Origin of the sequence: Shewanella sp. NKUCC01_JLK, from assembly GCF_019345615.1 — a bacterium.
Lineage (GTDB): Bacteria > Pseudomonadota > Gammaproteobacteria > Enterobacterales > Shewanellaceae > Shewanella > Shewanella oncorhynchi.
Map to the genome: position 1 here is coordinate 21,727 of NZ_JAHKRD010000028.1, position 18,719 is coordinate 40,445.

General features: G+C 49.6%; 24 protein-coding genes. All 24 read left to right on the forward strand.

Features of this window, described 5'->3' with window-relative positions; genetic code table 11:
• The first annotated feature begins 141 nt into the window (after nt 1-141).
• Nucleotides 142-642, forward strand: a complete 501-nt coding sequence (locus KO537_RS22495) for a DUF1441 family protein (protein WP_173248854.1) — start codon at nt 142-144, stop codon at nt 640-642.
• On the forward strand, nt 635-2,698 hold the full coding sequence (locus tag KO537_RS22500) for a terminase gpA endonuclease subunit (protein ID WP_219235903.1): 2,064 nt from the start codon (nt 635-637) through the stop codon (nt 2,696-2,698). The genes KO537_RS22495 and KO537_RS22500 overlap by 8 nt, the downstream gene beginning before the upstream one ends.
• Nucleotides 2,699-2,709: 11 nt before the next feature.
• On the forward strand, nt 2,710-2,922 hold the full coding sequence (locus KO537_RS22505) for a hypothetical protein (RefSeq protein ID WP_047533215.1): 213 nt from the start codon (nt 2,710-2,712) through the stop codon (nt 2,920-2,922).
• A 1-nt stretch (nt 2,923) separates the two neighbouring features.
• Nucleotides 2,924-4,417 (forward strand): phage portal protein, encoded by a 1,494-nt coding sequence (locus KO537_RS22510; RefSeq protein WP_219235905.1) that lies wholly within the window; start codon nt 2,924-2,926, stop codon nt 4,415-4,417.
• Nucleotides 4,414-5,793, forward strand: a complete 1,380-nt coding sequence (locus KO537_RS22515; RefSeq protein WP_219235906.1) for a S49 family peptidase — start codon at nt 4,414-4,416, stop codon at nt 5,791-5,793. The genes KO537_RS22510 and KO537_RS22515 overlap by 4 nt, the downstream gene beginning before the upstream one ends.
• A 56-nt stretch (nt 5,794-5,849) precedes the next feature.
• Nucleotides 5,850-6,209 (forward strand): head decoration protein, encoded by a 360-nt coding sequence (locus KO537_RS22520; protein WP_219235908.1) that lies wholly within the window; start codon nt 5,850-5,852, stop codon nt 6,207-6,209.
• Nucleotides 6,210-6,247: 38 nt separating this feature from the next.
• The gene (locus KO537_RS22525; protein WP_219235910.1) at nt 6,248-7,246 is read left to right on the forward strand and encodes a major capsid protein; all 999 of its coding nucleotides are present in this window, start codon (nt 6,248-6,250) and stop codon (nt 7,244-7,246) included.
• A 56-nt stretch (nt 7,247-7,302) separates the two neighbouring features.
• Nucleotides 7,303-7,626: a hypothetical protein gene (locus KO537_RS22530; RefSeq protein WP_219235913.1), complete on the forward strand. Its 324-nt coding sequence runs from the start codon at nt 7,303-7,305 to the stop codon at nt 7,624-7,626.
• Complete coding sequence (locus KO537_RS22535; RefSeq protein ID WP_219235915.1) at nt 7,607-8,221, forward strand: hypothetical protein; 615 nt, start codon at nt 7,607-7,609, stop codon at nt 8,219-8,221. The genes KO537_RS22530 and KO537_RS22535 overlap by 20 nt, the downstream gene beginning before the upstream one ends.
• Nucleotides 8,211-8,765 carry a hypothetical protein gene (locus KO537_RS22540; RefSeq protein ID WP_219235917.1) on the forward strand — a complete coding sequence of 185 codons (555 nt, stop codon included), beginning with the start codon at nt 8,211-8,213 and terminating at the stop codon, nt 8,763-8,765. Before KO537_RS22535 ends, KO537_RS22540 begins: the two co-directional genes overlap by 11 nt.
• Nucleotides 8,762-9,394, forward strand: coding sequence for a phage baseplate assembly protein V (locus KO537_RS22545; protein ID WP_219235919.1), 633 nt, complete (start codon nt 8,762-8,764; stop codon nt 9,392-9,394). The genes KO537_RS22540 and KO537_RS22545 overlap by 4 nt, the downstream gene beginning before the upstream one ends.
• Nucleotides 9,395-9,438: 44 nt before the next feature.
• Complete coding sequence (locus KO537_RS22550; RefSeq protein ID WP_173248874.1) at nt 9,439-9,792, forward strand: hypothetical protein; 354 nt, start codon at nt 9,439-9,441, stop codon at nt 9,790-9,792.
• Nucleotides 9,785-10,645: a baseplate J/gp47 family protein gene (locus KO537_RS22555; RefSeq protein ID WP_219235921.1), complete on the forward strand. Its 861-nt coding sequence runs from the start codon at nt 9,785-9,787 to the stop codon at nt 10,643-10,645. The genes KO537_RS22550 and KO537_RS22555 overlap by 8 nt, the downstream gene beginning before the upstream one ends.
• Nucleotides 10,642-11,388 carry a phage tail protein I gene (locus tag KO537_RS22560; protein WP_219235923.1) on the forward strand — a complete coding sequence of 249 codons (747 nt, stop codon included), beginning with the start codon at nt 10,642-10,644 and terminating at the stop codon, nt 11,386-11,388. Before KO537_RS22555 ends, KO537_RS22560 begins: the two co-directional genes overlap by 4 nt.
• Entirely contained in the window at nt 11,385-11,909 is a 525-nt protein-coding gene (locus KO537_RS22565) for a phage tail protein (RefSeq protein ID WP_219235925.1), read from the forward strand. Before KO537_RS22560 ends, KO537_RS22565 begins: the two co-directional genes overlap by 4 nt.
• 8 nt (nt 11,910-11,917) lie before the next feature.
• Nucleotides 11,918-12,304: a hypothetical protein gene (locus KO537_RS22570; RefSeq protein ID WP_219235927.1), complete on the forward strand. Its 387-nt coding sequence runs from the start codon at nt 11,918-11,920 to the stop codon at nt 12,302-12,304.
• Nucleotides 12,304-12,615, forward strand: a complete 312-nt coding sequence (locus tag KO537_RS22575; RefSeq protein ID WP_219235930.1) for a hypothetical protein — start codon at nt 12,304-12,306, stop codon at nt 12,613-12,615. Before KO537_RS22570 ends, KO537_RS22575 begins: the two co-directional genes overlap by 1 nt.
• Nucleotides 12,616-13,278: a hypothetical protein gene (locus tag KO537_RS22580; protein WP_219235931.1), complete on the forward strand. Its 663-nt coding sequence runs from the start codon at nt 12,616-12,618 to the stop codon at nt 13,276-13,278.
• Between the two features lie 3 nt (nt 13,279-13,281).
• On the forward strand, nt 13,282-13,992 hold the full coding sequence (locus tag KO537_RS22585; protein WP_219235934.1) for a hypothetical protein: 711 nt from the start codon (nt 13,282-13,284) through the stop codon (nt 13,990-13,992).
• A gap of 9 nt (nt 13,993-14,001) precedes the next feature.
• Complete coding sequence (locus KO537_RS22590; RefSeq protein ID WP_219235937.1) at nt 14,002-14,229, forward strand: tail fiber assembly protein; 228 nt, start codon at nt 14,002-14,004, stop codon at nt 14,227-14,229.
• 98 nt (nt 14,230-14,327) lie between these two features.
• Nucleotides 14,328-15,473, forward strand: a complete 1,146-nt coding sequence (locus KO537_RS22595) for a phage tail sheath subtilisin-like domain-containing protein (protein ID WP_219235939.1) — start codon at nt 14,328-14,330, stop codon at nt 15,471-15,473.
• A 38-nt stretch (nt 15,474-15,511) separates the two neighbouring features.
• A complete protein-coding gene (locus KO537_RS22600; protein ID WP_173248891.1) occupies nt 15,512-16,021 on the forward strand; it encodes a phage major tail tube protein in 510 nt (169 codons plus the stop codon).
• A gap of 86 nt (nt 16,022-16,107) precedes the next feature.
• Nucleotides 16,108-16,386, forward strand: a complete 279-nt coding sequence (locus tag KO537_RS22605) for a phage tail assembly protein (protein WP_219235941.1) — start codon at nt 16,108-16,110, stop codon at nt 16,384-16,386.
• A 207-nt stretch (nt 16,387-16,593) separates the two neighbouring features.
• Nucleotides 16,594-18,719 (forward strand): phage tail tape measure protein (locus KO537_RS22615; RefSeq protein WP_219235945.1); only part of this gene is annotated, 2,126 nt, incomplete at its 3' end.

Here is an 18,719-nt window from a genome sequence, read left to right on the forward strand (position 1 = left end):
CGATCTGAAAGAGTGCGCCGCTTACACTCAAACTAACCCGAAAAATTAGGAAAAGATTAGGCCCAGTGCTAATGGGGACCACTACTTCTTATTGAAAGCCCTAGCGCATTGGGCCGCCTTAATTGTAAATGAGGTGGCAAGGTGGCTGAAATAACAAATCTAAATGAAGCCTACCACTGGAACATAACCCGAATATCTGAAGCTTTTGGCTTGCATCGTGACACAGTCCGAAAGCGGTTAAAAGAAGCGGGGGTAAACCCTGCTAGCAAGCGTGGTAATGCTGATTTATACGCCTTAGAAAAAGTCGGTCCCGCCTTGTTCGGTGGGAGTACAACCCCAGGCACAAAGCTTGAATATACCCCTGAAGAACTTTGGCCAAAAGACCGTAAAGAATGGTTTCAGTCTGAAAACGAACGTCTAAAGTTTCAAGAAAATATCGGTGAGCTTATCCGTGTGCATGAACACAGAGAAAGCTTGCTAAAAACGATTAAAGCGACGGTGTCATTTTTTGAAAGTCTATCGGACAAAATGGAACGCCGCCGCAGCTTTACCCCTGATCAGCTTGAAGAACTCGACACAGCGACAGACGAATTTAGGTTAATTCTTCACAATCAATTGTTAGAGATAAAAGATAATGGCTGATTATGCGCGCGCTGAAGATGTCCGCCGTGACGTCATTAATTTGGTTAAACCGCCAGTGCGGGAACCGATCTCCGAAAGCGCCCGTCGATTACTTTATGTTGAACAAAGCGGCTCAATGGTCCCGTGGGATGGCGACTTAGTCCCGTATATGTGGGAGCCCATGAACTGTTTGCAGTCTCGCCGCTATGATGCGGTGATATTTGCTGGCCCGGCTCGAACCGCTAAAACCGTATCGTTAATTGATGGTTGGATAGCCCACACAATCGTTAATGATCCGGCTGATTTCTTATTGGTACAAATCACCCAGGATAAAGCGGCCGAGCACAGTAAAAAACGCTTATCAAGAGAGTTTGCCGCCAGCCCTGAGATTAAAGCGGCCATGTCGCCGCGCGGGCATGACAACAATGTTCACGACAAGATCTTCAAAAGTGGCAACTTCTTAAAAATAGGTTGGCCCACTAAAAATATTTTCGCGTCATCGGATTGGAAGCGAGTAGCCCTAACCGATTATGACCGCATGGAACAAGACATCGGCGGAGAAGGTAGCGGTTTCATTTTGGCGGGTAAGCGAACGCAAACCTATATGTCATCGGGCATGGTGCTAGCGGAAAGTAGCCCTGGTTTCTTAATCAGTGACCCGTCATATAAATGCACTGGCCATGAAGCGCCGCCGTCGCCTGGCATTATGTCTTTATATAATCAGGGTGATCGTCGTCTGTTTCATTGGCAATGCCCCGACTGTGGTGACTTTTACGAACCAGATTTTAAGTTATTGCAATACGACATAAACGAACCCGACCCATTTCGGGCCAGTAAAGACGTAGTGTTACTGTGTCCGCATTGCGGCGTAACCCATAGAGAAGACGACAAAGCTGGATCCCGTCGCTTTAAGCTGGCTCAAAATCATGGCGGAATTTGGGTGCCTGAAGGTTGTTGGCTAGACAAAAACCGCCAGATGTTAGGCGAACCGCGAGAAAGCCGCATTGCGTCATTTTGGCAAAAAGGCCCCACGGCCGCGTTCCAGTCGTGGAGTCAGTTAGTTTATAAGTACGTGGCCGCGTTGAGAGAGTACGAAAAAACAGGCCAGCTAGAAGATTTACAGGCAACGGTAAACACAGATCAGGGCTGGCCATTTACGCCGCCGCGCGAACAAGAGCGAACCAGTACCGACTTAATGGACCGCCGCCAAGAACTGGGACAGCGTGTCGTCCCGCCTTGGGTGCGTTTCTTGATTGCGTCGGTCGACGTTCAAGGCGGTGCGCTAACCAGTCGTTTTGATGTGTTGGTGCTTGGCTGGGGCCCCGATTTAGAACAGATAGTGATTGACCGTTTCAAAATTGAAAAGTCAAAGCGTAAAGACCCCGACGACCCGTCAAAGTTTGTCCGTGTATCACCTGGTCAATATTTAGAAGACTGGGACCTGATCACCGATAAGGTGATAAAGCGAACCTATCGCCTCGATGACGACAGCGATCGCTTTATGCCAATCACTATGACCGCATGTGATAGCGGCGGTGAAGATGGGGTAACAGATAACGCCTATGAATACTATCGAGCATTGAAAAAAGAGGGCCTAGCCCGTCGTTTTATGCTGGTTAAGGGTGGCAGCACTATAAACGCCCCCAAGATAAATAAATCATACCCGGATAACTCAAAGCGATCTGACCGTAAAGCTAAGGCAGTCGGTGATCTGCCTGTGTTTATCCTTAACACAGACAAAATCAAAGACACAGTAAGTCACTCGATAAACCGCACTGAACCAGGGCGGCGTTTTGTGCATTTTCCTAATTGGTTGCCGGAATGGGTTTTCGACGAACTAACAGTCGAAACACGCTGCAAAGCAACGGGGAAATGGACTAAGCCGTCGAGTAAAAGCCGAAACGAGACATTCGACCTTTTTGTTTATAACTGGGCGTGTATTTACAGCAAGAAAGCCGATCGCATCGACTGGGATAATCCCCCCGCGTATGCCCTGCCAATTGAAGAAAACAGCGAAATAATTGTCGGTGATGGGGAGTTAGCGGATCAGCCGCGCCGTCGCCGTCGCCGCCGCTAATAAGGGTATTTATGTTTACAAAAGACGATCTGGACGCCATTAACGAGGCGATAGCCAGCGGTGAACTGACCGTCAAAATTGATGGTAGAGAAGTCACTTACCGTTCAATTAATGAGTTGCAAAAATCCCGGCGTTTAATTTGTCGTGATCTTAATCGTCAAGCGGGCCGAAAATCGAACCCGCTAGCGGGAATGGTCACTCGGGTTGACAGGGGGATCCGTTGATATGGCAAAAAGCCTCATTGTTAACGCCCGCGGTGAACCATTTGAACGCCGAAGCCAAGCCTACGAAGGGGCAACACAGCCGCCCCGTTCTATGGGGTGGAATGCGTCAAGTGCAGGGCCCAATCGCGCACTAGCTGCCGCGGGTAAAACCCTGCGTAACCGAACGCGGGCAGGGTATCGAAACAGTCTTTTATTAAAATCGGGTATCAATAAAAACGTCACTAACGAAGTGGGCCGCGGCTTCACTTTGATTAGTACCGCCAAAAATGATGATTTTAAAAAAGCGTTAAACGAAGTTTGGAAAGTCGTATCGACGCAGCTTGATCCTTGGGGAGACATGAATTTCGGCGGCATTATTGATTTAGCCGTCCGGTCCCGCCGCATGAGTGGTGAAGTGTTTATCCGTCGATTGCGCCGCCGCTTATCGGCTGGGCTAGAAGTTCCGGTCCAGGTTGAAGTATTAGAGGCTGATCTATGCCCTATCGACTTAAACCGCAAGCTAGATAACGGTAATCGCATTGTCCAGGGCGTTGAGTTTCGCGGCAAAGTAAAAGTCGCGTACTGGTTTTATCTGAGTCACCCGGAAGACGGGATCGACTTTGCCAGTTTAAACCAGCTTGAACGTGTCCCCGTTAAAGACGTGATCCACCATTACAAGCAAACAAGACCTGGGCAAGTTAGGGCTGAGCCTGAAGCGGCCGTCGCGTTGCTCAAAGACCGCACATTTGCGGATTATGACGACGCCGAATTGGTACGCAAAAAAGAGCGCGCCGCGTTCACAGGCTTTTTATATCGAGAGTCATTCGAGGAAGACGACTGGGAGTTTGACCCCACCACAGGTAAACCGCTGTATGACGACGGCGAGGGCGCGCCAGAGCAAACAACGGTTGCCGCCGGAACACTGTTAAGAGGTGTTCCAGGTGAGAAGTTAGAACAGTTCGACGGTGACAACACCGGGCAAGGTTACAAGGACTTTGTCCGCTGGCAAGCGTTACAGCTCGCCGCGGGATTAGAGATCCCTTACTCATTATTAACGGGAGATTGGTCGGGGCTTAATGACCGATTGGTTCGCGCGTTTTTAAATGAATATCGCCGCGGTATCGCCTTTGATCAAACCAACTTATCCGGCTTTCAAGTGGCGTTCAAAATTTGGCGCTGGGTGATAGAAGCCGCGGTGTCTGTTGGCCGCTTATATGCCCCCGGCTTTGCTAATGACCCTTATCAATATTTGATGTTGGACATTCGCCCGGATGCGTTCAAGCACTTACACCCGGAACAAGAGATTAACGCCCGTAAAAAGGCAGTTGACTCGAACATATCTAACATCGAAGTCGAAGCCGCTGATCATGGCCGTGACATTGAGGACAACATGCGCCGCAATGCCAAGGCAAGAAAACGCTGGCAAGAGATTTGTAAAGAAGAAGGCGTCGAAAACCCCGGCACTATGACCGGGATATTTAGCGAGCCTGAAACCAGCGAGGAACCAGGCGAATGAAGAAAAACCTAGCACTTGATTTCTTGATGTCTCGGCCTTGGGCGTTAGAGCAAGGTTATCTTGACATCATGACCGGGTTATCGGCCCGCGAATTAGACAATCTTGATTTGTCGTCGTTAAAACTACCCGCTAACCAAGTGGCTGAAGGTGTGTCCACTGCGTTAGAGGGTAAATCTGGGCGCGCCGTAACCCGCGGCATGGAGATCCGCGGCGACGTCGCAATCATTCATGTAAACGGTGTTATTAGCCGCTATGCGGGCATGTTTGATGACATTTGCGGCGGAACTTCGACGCAAAACCTCGCCAAAGACTGGACCGCGGCGCTTGAGCGTCACGACGTAAACAGCATTGTGCTTTATATCGATAGCCCCGGTGGCCATGCCGACGGCATTCATGAGTTTGCCGAAATGGTTTACCAAGGCCGTGGTGAAAAACATGTCGTCGCCTATGTTGGCGGCAGTGCTTGCAGCGCCGCTTATTGGATAGCAAGCGCCGCCGATGAAGTGGTTATCGACGCAACAGGCCGCGCCGGGTCAATCGGCACTGTGTTGAATATTCGCCGCCGTAAAGCGACCGACGCCGACCCAATAGAAACCCTTGAGATTGTGTCGAGTCAGTCACCCAATAAGCGCCTAGACCCTTTTAAGAAAGAGGGCCGCGACGCTTATCAAAGTGAAATGGACCAACTCGCCGATGTGTTTATCGATCGCGTAGCGCGCAACATGAATGTTGACCGCGACACAGTGTTAAACGAGTTCGGTAAAGGTGGGGTGTTAGTTGGCCAGTCGGCCGTTGATAAAGGTATGGCGCATCGATTAGGCAGTTTAGAAGGTGTTGTCAGTGAACTACAAAACAGGAAACGAAAGCCAATGAGTAAAGAAAGCAAAGGCCCAAACGCCAAAGACACAACAGGCGCTAGCGTTATCGCCTTAAATTTACCAGGTGCAGAAGCGGCCAGCGTTGAACAGATTGTCGCGGCTATTACCGCCGAACGCCCTGATGTGATTGCCGCATTAGTTCCCGCGCCTGAAGTTACCGCGCTTGAGTCAGCCGAAGCAATCGCCGCCGCTTGTGTCAGTGCGGGGATCCCGGCTATGTCAGCAAGTTTGTTAAAGCCTGGCGTCACTAAATCCGCCGCTGAACAACAAATTAAGGCCGCTACCGAGTTAAAAGACACGTTAGCCGCCGCGGGTTTAAGTGCCTCGTTTGACTCATTGGTTGGCCATGTTAGCGACCCGGTTAAATTAGCGGGTTTAGTCGCGCATGAAATTCAGGCGCAAGGCGACGAATCCGGCAATTCTAGCCGCCAAGTTATCGGTGATGGTGGCAAGACTAAGGCGTCACTCAATACCAAACAAATTTACGCTAACCGCTAGGCGGGCGTGGATAACTTAACCCTTAGTTTTTAACCTCATTTATCAGGAACTCGATAATGGAAAATTACAGTTTAGCGCCGCGTAAAAGCGCGCACGTACTAGGTGAAGTGCCTTTTTTATCAAAAGATGAAGTGATTATCGCCACGGGCCAACTGGCTAATGCAACGGTATTAGGCAAAAAAGATGATGGCACTTTTATTCAGTTAGACGTTGCCGCCGAAGCGACAGAAGCGACCGCAGCGGCCGCGGTGCTTTTTGGTTTTGTTAATGCTAATGATGCCGCCGCCCCTGGCTTGGCTCATACCCGTTTAACGGCGGTTGATGCGTCTAAGTTGGTGTGGCCTAACGGTATCACAGAACCACAAAAGACCGCTGCCCTTGCAGAGTTAGCCGCGCTTCACATTATCGCCCGCTAATCCGCTTTTAACCCCCTTTAAGTAAGAGAGTCATTATCATGGAATTAGAACACGCACTGAGTTCTGAAAAGTTCACAACTAAGAGCCTGACGGCTTCAATCAACAACGCCATAGTGCCTAAAACCCGCTTGGCCGAATTGAAGATCTTCCAGGAACGCGGCATTCGTACCACGTCGGTTGATATCGAATATAAAGACGGCCAAATCATCCTTGTGCCAGAGAAAGAGCGCGGCGCAGATGGTACGCGCATGGATGACCGCGACCGCAACATTTACACTTTCCGCGCTGTGCATTTGCCGCTTGAAGCGGGGATCATGGCTGATGATATCCAAAACACCCGCGCCTTTGGTAGTGAAGACGAACTCGAAGACCTAGACGCATTGATCAACGAGAAGCACGAAGATCACCGCTTAAGCCTAGATGCGACTATCGAGTTTCACCGATTTGGGGCGCTGTTCGGTAAAATCATTGGCGCTAAAGGCACTGTGATCGAAGACCTTTACGCTAAGTTTGGTATTCCTGTGAATAAAAATGTCTATCACGACATCGACTTCACTAAGCCAATTAAAACCCAGTTGCTAGGGGTTAAGCGTGAGTCTGAAGCTAATCAGAAAGGTATTAAAGGCAAGCGTTACCGCGGTTTGTGTTCCCCTGCTTTCTTTGATTCATTGATGGAAGACGAAAGCTTTATTAAGGCGTTTGAGCGTTTTAACAACGGCGCGGCTTTACGTGATGATGTCCGTTCAGGTGTGTTCTGGATGGGCGTTTACTGGGAGGAATGCGATCAGCAAGTGCTAGATGCCAAGTTTATGAAAGACGGTGAAGCGGTTGTCTTCCCTGAAGATAAGCCAGGCTTGTTCTTAACTCGCTTTGCCCCAGCTAACTATAACGAAACCGTTAATACTGTTGGCTTGCCTTACTACTCGAAAGCTGAACCAAAGCGCATGGGTAAAGGTGTGGACATCGAATCACAATCAAACGTGATTAACGTCTGTACTAGCCCATTAGCGGTTCGTCGTTTACGCATTAAAGCGTAATGCGTGACCCGTTTAAACGGGCCAGCCGTCGGATAGTTAGACGGCTGGGAAAGCCTGTGGTGATCACCACGGCCAATGGCGTTCGCATCGACAATATAAAAGGGGTGTATAGCGCCCCTGAAGAAGATTCGCTCGTTAAAGGTCGCAAAGGTGGTTTGGCACTGAAAACGCGGTCCGCGACATTAACTGTCTGTGATGATGATATCGATTGTCGGCAATTGTCGACCGATTGGCGGATCATCGTGCCTCATGTCAACCGGGAGTTTTTTCCGGCGGATCATCTTAATGATGGTGACGGTTGCACGGTGATCTATTTAGCTGATGCCTTGACCCCGTCGCCCGATATGGACGAACAAGGCAATGAGTCAAAGTGGCGTTGATGTCAAAATTAACTTTGCCCGTGAATTGCAACAGGCTAGCGCCGTATTGCAATCGACCCCTAAGCAACTTGAGTTAGCGGGCCAGCGAGCAATTAGAAAAACAATGCGTTGGTTACAAACCCGTATTGCGCGTGAATTGTCCCAAACCTTGGGCTTGGCTCAAAAACTATTAAAACCCCGCTTAGTCATGAAAACCGTTGGTAAAGGGTCGGATCAGGTCACGATATTGTGGCTTGGTACTGCGCCAATGTTGGCTGAAAAAGTCGGCAGACCAAGACCAACGAAAGCGGGGGTTTCTTTAGGTAAGCGTCGTTACGAAGGGGCGTTCGTGGCGGATATGTACGGCTATGATAGTGCCGTTTGGATCCGAGCCAGTCGCAACAATGGCCAATACGACACAACGTCTAAACAACGCAAGCCGAACCCTAACGCGATTTCAAAGAAGATGCGCGGCCGTTTCCCAGTTCAACACATTGCTGTTGGTATGGAGGATCATGCGGCTGAAGTCTTTAAGCGATTTGAAGCTAGGATCCCGGATGAATTTAGAAAAATCCTAGGTCAAGAACTTAATTATGTGGTGAATCATGAGCGATAACCTGTCACTAACAGACTTCACCCCGTTACATGAAGCCATGATAACCGCGCTAAAAGCGAAAATGGCTTATATAAAAACGGTTGAAGCCTACGACCCCACAACCGAGAGTGACGGCGGACAGCATAGCTTAGTAAAAACCCCCGCGGTGTTAATTGAGCTAGCCGAACTTAGACCAGGTAAACCCCTTGGTGATGGTCGACAAGCGTTTAGTTGCGAGTTTATTTTTCACTGTATTTTGTCAACTTCCACTAAGAATGTGGAATTAGAGATCCGCAACTATGCGGCCGCAGTCGCTAGGGTAGTTTATAAAAACCGTTGGGGCTTCTCGAATGCTGCTGAATTGCCGGACGATATCGGCGCTTATCCTGGTGTGTTTAAACCTGGCGATAAGGGCTTTGAATCTTGGGTTGTGTCGTTTCGTCAAAATGTGTTTTTAGGTGATATCGATGTCAATGAAGAATCGATTCCGTCTGAAGTGTTTTATAGCATGACGCCTGAAATTGGTGCGGCGCATAAAGATGATTACACAAAAGGCCAAATATGACCGACATATTCGACTTATCCGAACGCATAGAGGCCATTGAACGTGCAGTGGCTGAAATGGTTGTTCGAGGTGTGATAAGCGAAGCCGATCCCGCGCGGGGGCAATATGGCATGGTCAGGGTGACTTATGGCAGCGCAGACAAACCCATGAAAACCGCGTGGCTACCCGTTAAACCCATTCGGGCGGGTAAAGCGGTGGTGTGGTGGTTTCCTGAGGTTGGCGAGGGGGTGACTGTGATATCACCCGGCGATCTGAGAATGGGTGAAGTTTTTCCCGGCAGTTTTCACGCCAAGCGCCCCGCGCCCAGTAATGACCCTAATGTGTTCCTGGTGCAGTTTGGCGACGGCTCAAGTGTTGAGCATAACCGCGAACAGCACACGCTAAAAATTGTCAACGTGGGCGACATCGATGTCACCACGCCAGAGCAAATAAAAATGACCGCCAGTAAAGGTTTTGTGATGATCGGGAATATCGAGCATCAAGGCGATACGCATACAACGGGCAACATTGCCGCCGATAAAGATATCAGCGATAAGACCCGCAGCATGTCGGCGGACCGCGGCATTTATAACGGCCACGATCACCCTGTCGGCAATCCAAACACTAAAAAACCAAACCAACCACAGTAATTCTTTATTTAACGAATTAACGAACCAATCAACAAAGGTCGACAATGAAAACAGGCACTGATCGAGAATCGGGGCGGGTGATTAGTGGGGTCCCGTATTTACGCCAGCGTTTAGCTGATGTGATTAATACCCCGCTTGGGTCATTGGTTGCCCGCCGTGAGTTTGGCTCGAGAATGTATGAAATGACCGACCGTAATATCGACCGCCGCTTTTATATGGATGCGTATGTCAGATTAACCGAGGCGGTAAACAATCCGGCCAATGGTTTAGATGATTTTAAATTAGACGAAATGACCGTTTCCCCCACAGGGGATGGTCGGGTCGAGATTAGTTTATCCGGGACATATTTGTCGAACGGAAAGCCGGTCACAATGGAAGGAATTATTTTCGATGTCTGAAGGTATCAATTTAGCCCTTCTGCCGCCGCTAGATGTGGTGCAGCAAGTCGACCTTGAAGCGATTATCGCCGATATAGCCAGCCGAGCCGCGTTAGAAAATGCGAGTCCGTCGGATCCGGCGTATAGGGTAGCGTTAGCCGCGGCCTACCGCGAAATGATGTTACGCCAAAACGCTAACGAAATGTGTTTAGGCGTCATGCTGGCATTTGGCAGAGGCCCACAGTTAGACCATATCGGGGTGACATATTACCGTCACCCGGACGGGACCCCTGTTACCCGCCTTGCTGACGAGCAAGACGAAGCCTTTCGTTTTCGTTTACAGCACTCGCCAGAGGGGTTATCTGTCGCGGGTCCCGATGGGGCGTATTTATTCCATGCTTTAAGCGCCCACAAAGACGTGAAAGGGGCCGCTGTATTTGGTCCACATTCGCCGACTAACCCGACAGCCCCCGGTTTTGTTGATATGTATATATTAAGCCGCCAAGGTGACGGTGTGCCGTCAAATGGGTTGTTAACGGCGGTTGATGCGTACTTATGGCCAAAGCGCCCGATGACGGACAAGTTCACAGCCAAAGCCGCGACCGTGTCACATTATGGCGTAGTGGCGGAACTCTTTATGAAGCAAGGCCCCGACCCTGAAACGGTCCGGTCGGTCGCCCAGCAACGCGCCCAAACCTATGTTAACGAACAGCATAAGTTAGGCGGTCGAATTGTTGAGTCAAATATACACTGGGCGCTAACGGTTGAAGGTGTGGTCGAAGTGCGGTTAATAGGCTGGCAAGATGTGATATGTCAAGCCAGTGAAGCGCCGTTCTGTGACAGCTTGGCCGTGTCGATTGGGGGCTATCTATGACCGATAATGCTAGCCTGTTACCTGGTAACTTAAGCGACCTTGAGCGCGACCTTGATGTCGCCATAGCCCGCATTGAAGACATTAACATTCCGATTAGTGAACTATGGGACCCGTGGCATTGTCCGCTTGATGCCTTGCCGTTTTTAGCCTGGGCGTTATCGGTTGATCAGTGGCGTAGCGATTGGTCAGAAACGGTGAAACGGCAAGTGGTGGCCGGAAGTATTGACGTTCACCGCATTAAAGGAACCCGCCCCGCGGTTGAGCGCGCGCTTGCTGATTTGGGGGTCACGGTTGATTTAGTTGAATGGTTTCAAGCCCAGCCAGCCGCCGCCCCATACACCTTTGATATTACCGCTTGGGTTAATCAAAACATTGCCCCAGGCGCGCCCAGTATCTTAGGCCCTGAATTGTACGATCAGCTATTTGCCGCCGTGGTAAATGCTAAAAACACGCGATCGGGGTTTACGTTCAAAGTTGGGGCCAAATTTGGCCCCAACGCCATTGGCGCTGGTTCGGTGTTAGAAGGGCAAGCGGCGATCGCGCGGCGTGATACTCAAGCTATTCAAGAGCCTTTGGCGTGTCAGTCTGCGATTGCGGCGGGAATGGCTGGTGTGGGGGTCGGTATCACCCGGCATTCTGCCCAGTCTGTTGTTGATGCGTCACCCAAAGCCGCGGCCGTACAAGTTGCGGCGCGGGTACAGGGTAGCGCGGTAGTTTATAGACGGATGGAGGCGACACAGTGAGCGTATTAATACCAGTGATCACCACAAAAGGTTTGGCTGCGGTATTTAGTCAAACTAATGCGGGGTTCGCGGCTGAAATTACCCATATTGCACTTGGGGAAAGTGGCCGAACGCCCAGCAAAAACGAAATCGGCTTAGTCCGTGAAAAGATGCGGATCCCGATTGCGGACGGTCAGCGCATTAATGACACGCAAATTCATGTCACGGCCCTGGCCGATGGTGCAACGGAATTTTGGGTAAGAGAAATCGGCTTTATCTTGGCAGATGGGACCATGCTAGCGGTGTGGTCTGATAGTCAGCCATTGGCTTATAAATCGCCCGCCGTGCCGTTATTGCTGGCTTTTGACTTGGTGTTAGCTGCATTGCCCGCCCAGTCGGTCACAGTGCAGGGAACGGGCGCTAACTTGTCGTTAGCGGCTTGGGGCGAGCATCAAGCCGCACTAGCCGCCGCCGCGGTCGATAACATGGCGCGGCACGCTGAGTTGTTGTTTCGTGTAATGGACCTTGAACGCAGTCAATAGGGGGCGTTATGGCTGCAACAGATTTACAGTTTACGGCCGGAACGACATTCGCCTTTGATTTAACTTGGCAGACCAAGACCGATGGGGGCGAATTAGTCCCTGTCGATATCACTGGCTGTACTGCGTGTTTTCAAATGCGCGAAATCGTGTCCGGCAAGCTGTTAGCGCAAGCTAAAACCGAAGGTGACGGCATAGTGTTAAATGCCGGGGCTGAGGGTGACAACATGGGCAAGATTGCCGTGTCGATTCACCCAAGCAAAACCCGCGGCTTAAAAAGCTTTGTACTTGGTAAGGTTGCCTATGAACTGCGTGTTTATTTCCCATCCGGTGATGTTTATTCGCTGATGTCGGGGTTTGTGGCGATATCTGAAGGGGTGATCCTTGAGGGGGCCTAGTGGTTAATTCACAAACTCAAGTGGTGTTGTCTAGCGCGGTTCGCCATGTGGTACAGGTTAGCCGCGGCAAAAGCCAAACCAACGTAAGCATAACCGCAAAGCCCCATTTCTTTGTGATAAGTGCCGGGGTGCAAGGCCCAGTTGGCACAGTTGCCGAAGATGTATTAGCCGCCGCCTCAAGAGCAGAGCAAGCCGCCAATGGTGCGTTAAGTTTGGCCAACACGGCAAGCCTTGACCTTGAACAGTTAGTTAAGGGTTTAGATGATGCGTTCGCTTTTCATGCGGGCGCAATATCGGCCCAAGGGGGATAAATGGGATTAGCGACTAAAATCACCAACATGATCACATCGGTGAATAACTTAATGGGAGTGATTGACGGCAAGCTACGTAACAAGGCAAACGCCGTCGACGTATACCCCAAAACGCACATTGACGACCCGCTAAAAACCTTGGGCGCAAATGCGGCCACGGCCAGTAAGTTAAAAATTGGGCGTCAAATTGCCTTGTCGGGTGATGCGGTAGGATCCGCCGCGTTCAATGGCGCGGAAAACATTACTTTAGTGGTTACGGTTGCCGCCCTGGCGGATAAAGCCGACAAGGTGGACACATTAACCCCGGCCCAAGTTGACGCCCGTATTCAAGCGGTGGTTGGCGCGGCTCCGGTGGCGCTGGACACGTTAACCGAGTTAGCCGAGGCGTTAGGCAATGATCCTGATTTTGCGGCCACTATGACCGCCGAGTTAGGTAAAAAAGCCAATATCACCACGGTTTACACTATGACAGCCGCCGACGCGCGCTTTTTGCTGAAAGGTGAAAAGGCCGCAGATTCGGCGATGTTTGGGGGCAATAATCCGGCATTCTACGCCCCGCAATCGGGTTTAGAAGCGTTGGAAACAGAAGTCGGCGACGCACTGTCCCAACTCACAACGGCGTTTACCAATGGCGCAAATCAAATTAACAACATAGGAGCTTAAACCATGAGTTTAGAGCAACAAGTCACCGCCCTGGTGGCATCGGCTAACGCATTAACCGGGGCCGTGAATGGGAAAATTGCACAGATTGACCAAAAGACGCAAGAAAATACCGCCAAAGTTGATTCTGAATTATCTAAAATTCAGACAAAATTACCTCGCATAGTCATTACTAAAAATCAAGTATTAAGCATTAACCCCGATACGGGGCTTCCGGCAGGTATGTCTATACACGAACGAGTGACAACCACCCTCTACATGACTATTAATAATTGGGATGTGAAATCTGCTGAAAATATGCAGTTATTGCAACAAATGGAGCAAGACATGGGCGTTGATTTAAGAAAAACAGCTCATTACCGCCGTGAATTTAATATTTTTAAAATGAAGTGGGATAATCACATCGGATGGGTGGCATTTCCCCTCGCTGCTGACGACTTCAACGCCACTTCAATCCCTGTTAACACATTCATCACTTTAGGCGCTTTTGTTAAAGTGCTGTCAGGAGGTGTGAAATTTGCGTGGGCTGAGGGTAGCCAAATTGGGAAATGGGTTTTCTGTAATTCAAAATTAGTCCCTTCAGGATTTGGTTCTTATTTAAATTTACACCCTATTACTACAACTGAATCAGGTGAGCTGCTAGTAGCTCTCCCAGCTGCGATTACTGGTCATATTGATGATGGTGGTCAGTGGTTCCCTAACGTTGGATTGAATTAAGGATTAGTCATGAATCAACCCGTTTTTATTGATGGATTACACCCAGTTATCAAATGGTCTGAAATTCGTAAGTATCGAGATTTTCTGATTACTCAAACCGATTGGACGCAAATACCAGATGCCGCTCTTGATGCTGCTAAAAGAAATGAATTCGCAGCATATCGTAAAGCCTTGCGAGATTTGCCTGCATCGACTGACAACCCGGACGAAATTGTCTGGCCAGTTAAACCTGAATAACTAACCGCCTAAAGGCGGTTTTTTTAACCCTTTAATTTATGGCCCTGGTTATATCGATGCGAACAGGGCTTCTTTTTATCACGATGGAGTTTATAGCTATGGCCGGAGATTATCTTCACGGTGTCGAACAGTTTTTTCTTGAAAACACCAATCGCCCTATCGAAGTATTGCCCGCTAGCGTAATTGGCCTTGTAGCCACGGCTGATGATGCCGACGCGCTAACCTTTCCCATTAATAAACCTGTGTTAGTTAACAGTGAATCATTCATGGCCAAAGCGGGCGTGTCGGGTTCATTGCGTGAAGCGTTAGAAGACATTTATCGCCAAGGCGGCGCGCTGGTCGTGGTGGTTCGTGTGGCTGAAGAAGCTATCGAAGCCGATCAGATTGCCGCGGTGATCGGGACTATCAACAACGAAACTAACAAATTTACCGGGCTTAAGGCGCTGTTATCGGCCGAAGCAGTGTTAGGTTTGCGTCCGCGCTTGCTGATTGCCCCTGAGTTCAGTTATTTACCTGGCGTGGGCGCAGAGCTTGAAACTATCGCTAAGAAGCTAAACGGAACGCCATTGATTGACGGCGACCACACCGCTGGCTATTCGGCAGTGATTGCGCAAGCGGCCTTGTATGATGAAGCCTATTTCTTAAACGGTGGCTTTGTGTTCTTTGATGCCGTGGCCAAGCAAGAAGTTGAACGCTTTATGTCGGCCACTGTGGCGGGGGTGATTGCCCGTGTCGATAACGAGGAAGGTTATTGGAACAGCCCGTCAAACCGTAAGATTTACGGGGTATTGCGTACCGTTGAAACCATTGATCACGCGATTGGCAGTTCAACCAGCAAGGCGAACTTGTATAACCAGCAACACGTTACCGTGGCGGTTAATCAACAAGGCGGTTGGTTCTTATGGGGCAACCGTTTAACCAACGGCACTATGTTACCGCACCAACGGATCCGCTATATCGTCGGTGATTCAATCCTGTATGCACACCAAGCCATGCTTGATCGCAATGTGACAAAGGGCTATGTCGACGGGGTTAAAAACCGCGTTAATAACCTGTTGCGTCGTCTAATCAGTCGTAGCGTGATTTCAGGCGGTGAATGCTGGCTTGATAACGAACTGAACGTCGCGGCGATTGGTACGGGCCAAGTGTATTGGGATTATGATTTAGGCTTCTATGATATCGCCGAGCGTATGACCTTCCGTCAGCATGTAACTGACCGTTACAACGAAGCCATTTTCAGCTAATCGATAGCGTCATTCATTCAATATAGGAGCCTGTTTACATGGCTAAATTACCCACTATCGTTACCGACATTAACTGTTTCATCAAAGAAACCAGTTTTGCAGGTATCGCCAATAAAGCCACTTTGCCTAAAGTGGTTTCAAAAACCGTTGATATGGTGCTGGCTGGGGTGGCTGGTGATATCGAACGCGATATCGGCAAGCTGGAAAAATTAGAGTCGGATATCACGATTAGCGATTATTCGTCTATGGTGCTGGATCTTATCGGTAGCCGTTCAAGCCGTGAAGAAACCCTGACCTTGCGCGGCGCGCTCGATGTCGGTGACAAAATTTCAACCTTAGTTATCAAAATGCAAGGTTATTGGAAAGGCGTTGAATTTAACGAAATGGAGCCAGAAAAAGAAGCCACGACCAAGTTTTCAATTGCGGTCGAGGTTTACACTTTTGAACTGGACGGAAAAGAGATCATTCACATCGATAAGATGAACAACGTGTTTCGCGTTAACGGCAAAGACCGCAACAAAGAGATCCGCCAGGCATTAGCACAATAAGCGCCTAGCTTATTAACCCGGACAGTTTTTCATTTTCGCCCCGTCGGCTAGTCGCCCGCGGGGCTTTTTTACAGAGACAAATCCCTATGAGTAAAAACACAGTAATTACCTTGGTTAACCCTATTAAACGTGGCGAAACCGAAATTAAACAGATCACCCTTACCAAGCCGACGGCGGGCCATTTGCGCGGCCTGAAAACGGCGAACGTGGTTGAATTGGATTTTGATAGCCACAAGAAGCTTGTGCCGCGTTTAACTGATCTCACTGAAGCAGAGTTCTTAAGCCTGGACGTTGAAGACGTGTTGACGATACAAACTGAGGTGGCGGGTTTTTTCGTGGCCTCGAAGCTATCCCAGCTTGCGTAATGGAGCTTGAAGCCGATCTGTTCTTGACGTTTCAAGGATGGGGCCCGGCTGATACTGCGCCAATGCATTTAGATGAATTGATTCATTGGCACAGGATAGCGAGCGAACGCCGCGAAAGCGACGACTAATAAAAAGGCCGGGTGATCACTGATCGCCCGGCCTTTTTTTGTATGGGTTTTCAGGGGGTGTCACTTGGCTGATACAAACATGAAAATGAACCTGGTCATGGGGCTGATTGATAAAATCACGTCCCCTATCCGTAAGGTTACAAAGGGAACAACAGATCTAGCAGATAAGGTAAAGGCGAGTCAGTCTGAACTTAAAAAGCTGGGCGCAACAACCAAAGACATTGAGCATTTTCGCAAGCTAAAAGCCGCGACCTTGCAGTCGTCAGAAGCGTTAGCCGCTGCTAAAGCAAAAGCCGCTGATTTAGCCCGGCAGATGCAGCAAACCCAAAACCCGACCCGTAAACTTACGGCCGAGTTTAAGCGCGCCCAGGATGAAGTGACTCGCTTGTCATCGAGTCACCAGCGCGAACAAACCGAATTACAGCAATTACGGTCACGGCTTCAGGGTGCGGGGGTGTCGACCAAAAATCTAAATGAGGCTACACGCCAGATCCGCGAGCAAACGAGCAAATACAACCGCGAGCTTGAGAAAAACCAAAGTCAGCTTGATAAGACCGCGTTAAAGCAAAAAGAGTTAGCTAAAATCCGCGAGCGTAACAGCGAGTTAAAAACTAGCGCCGCTACCGACATGATAGGCGTCGCGGCGGCTGTGTACGGGGTTAAAAGCTTGGCGGATGCTTATGGTGAGGTGTCACTCGCCCAGGGCGAAATTAAGTCTTTAGGCATCAAAGATGACGGTATTAAGGCGATCACTAAAGCGGCCCGTGAATTTTCGTCAGAGTTTCGCGGCACAACGACAACCGACTTTATTAAAGCGTCTTATGATATTAAGTCGGGTATTGCGTCGCTCAGTGATGAAGCGGTCGGCGGCTTTACGCGCATTGCGGCATTAACCGCCACCGGAACCAAGGCGTCGGTGGCCACGATGACTGATTTGTTTGCGACGGGTTATTCAATTTATCGTGAGCAATTTAATCAATTTGGCGCATCGGTCATCAAAGATTGGGACAAGTTGTCAACCGCCGATCGTGATATGGAGTTCGGGAAATACTTTAGTGCGGGGATCTCTGCGTCGGTGCAACAGTTCAAAACTGATGGTGACAAGATAAGTCAGTTTATGAGTACCTTGGGCGCGTCGGCGACTCAAGCGAAACAATCATTTGCTGAACAGCTAGCGGTGGGCGGTATGTTGTCGGCTACGTTCCAAGGCGGACAAGCAGCGACAAAGTATCAATCGTTTTTAGCCAGTGCGGGTAAAGCGTCTGAAGCCTTGGGGATCCAAGTGCATGACGCCAACGGGAACTTGTTATCGACTGGGGAGATATTGACAGAAATCAGTGACAAGTACGGGGGCGTACTCACTGACATGGACAAGCAAGAGCTAACCAAAGCATTTGGCACGAAAGAAGCCGTCGACATGATCGATATGCTATTACCAAAAATTGGCGAGCTAAAAGACAAAACAGGCGTCATGCAAGGTGAGTTAAAAAAAGGCATGGCCACAACAATGGACATGGCCAACGCGATAGGTAAAGGCCCCGGCGCGGCAATGGATATTTTAACTCAGCAGATATTTAACGTGTCGTCAGTCGTTGGTGAGCTATTTTCCCCCGCGCTAGTTGTGGTTGCAAACGTCTTAGGGGGGGTTGCTAATGGTCTAGGTAGCTTTATTGAAAACTTCCCGTTATTAAGCCAGTTAATCGCGTTTACAGTGGTCGGTTTAATTGCATTGAAAACCGCGAGTATTGTTGCCCGTTTTGGTTTTGCCATGTTTTCTGACACGCTGATCACGGCCCGTAAAGTGATGGACTTTTTCACATTGGCTAACTTGCGCGCTAAAGGTGCAATGCTGGTTAATCGGGTGGCTATGTTGGCCAGTGCTGCCGCTACCACTGTGATGACAGTTGCGAGTAGAGGCGCGGCGCTTGCCACCATGTTAATGACGGGCGCAATGAAGGTGTTCAACCTGGTGATGAAAGCTAACCCCATTATGTTAGTGGTGAGCCTGATTGCTATGTTAGCCGCTTGGGGCTTGTCACTGGTTAAAGACTGGTCCCCTGTGACGGGGTTCTTTTCTGCGCTTTGGGATGGGGTTAAGTCGGCGTTTAGTGGCGCATGGGAGCTATTCAAGACGATCCTGTCTTGGTCGCCCATTGGGTTACTGTTTCGCGCCTGGGGGCCGTTAACGTCGTTCTTCAGTGGCGT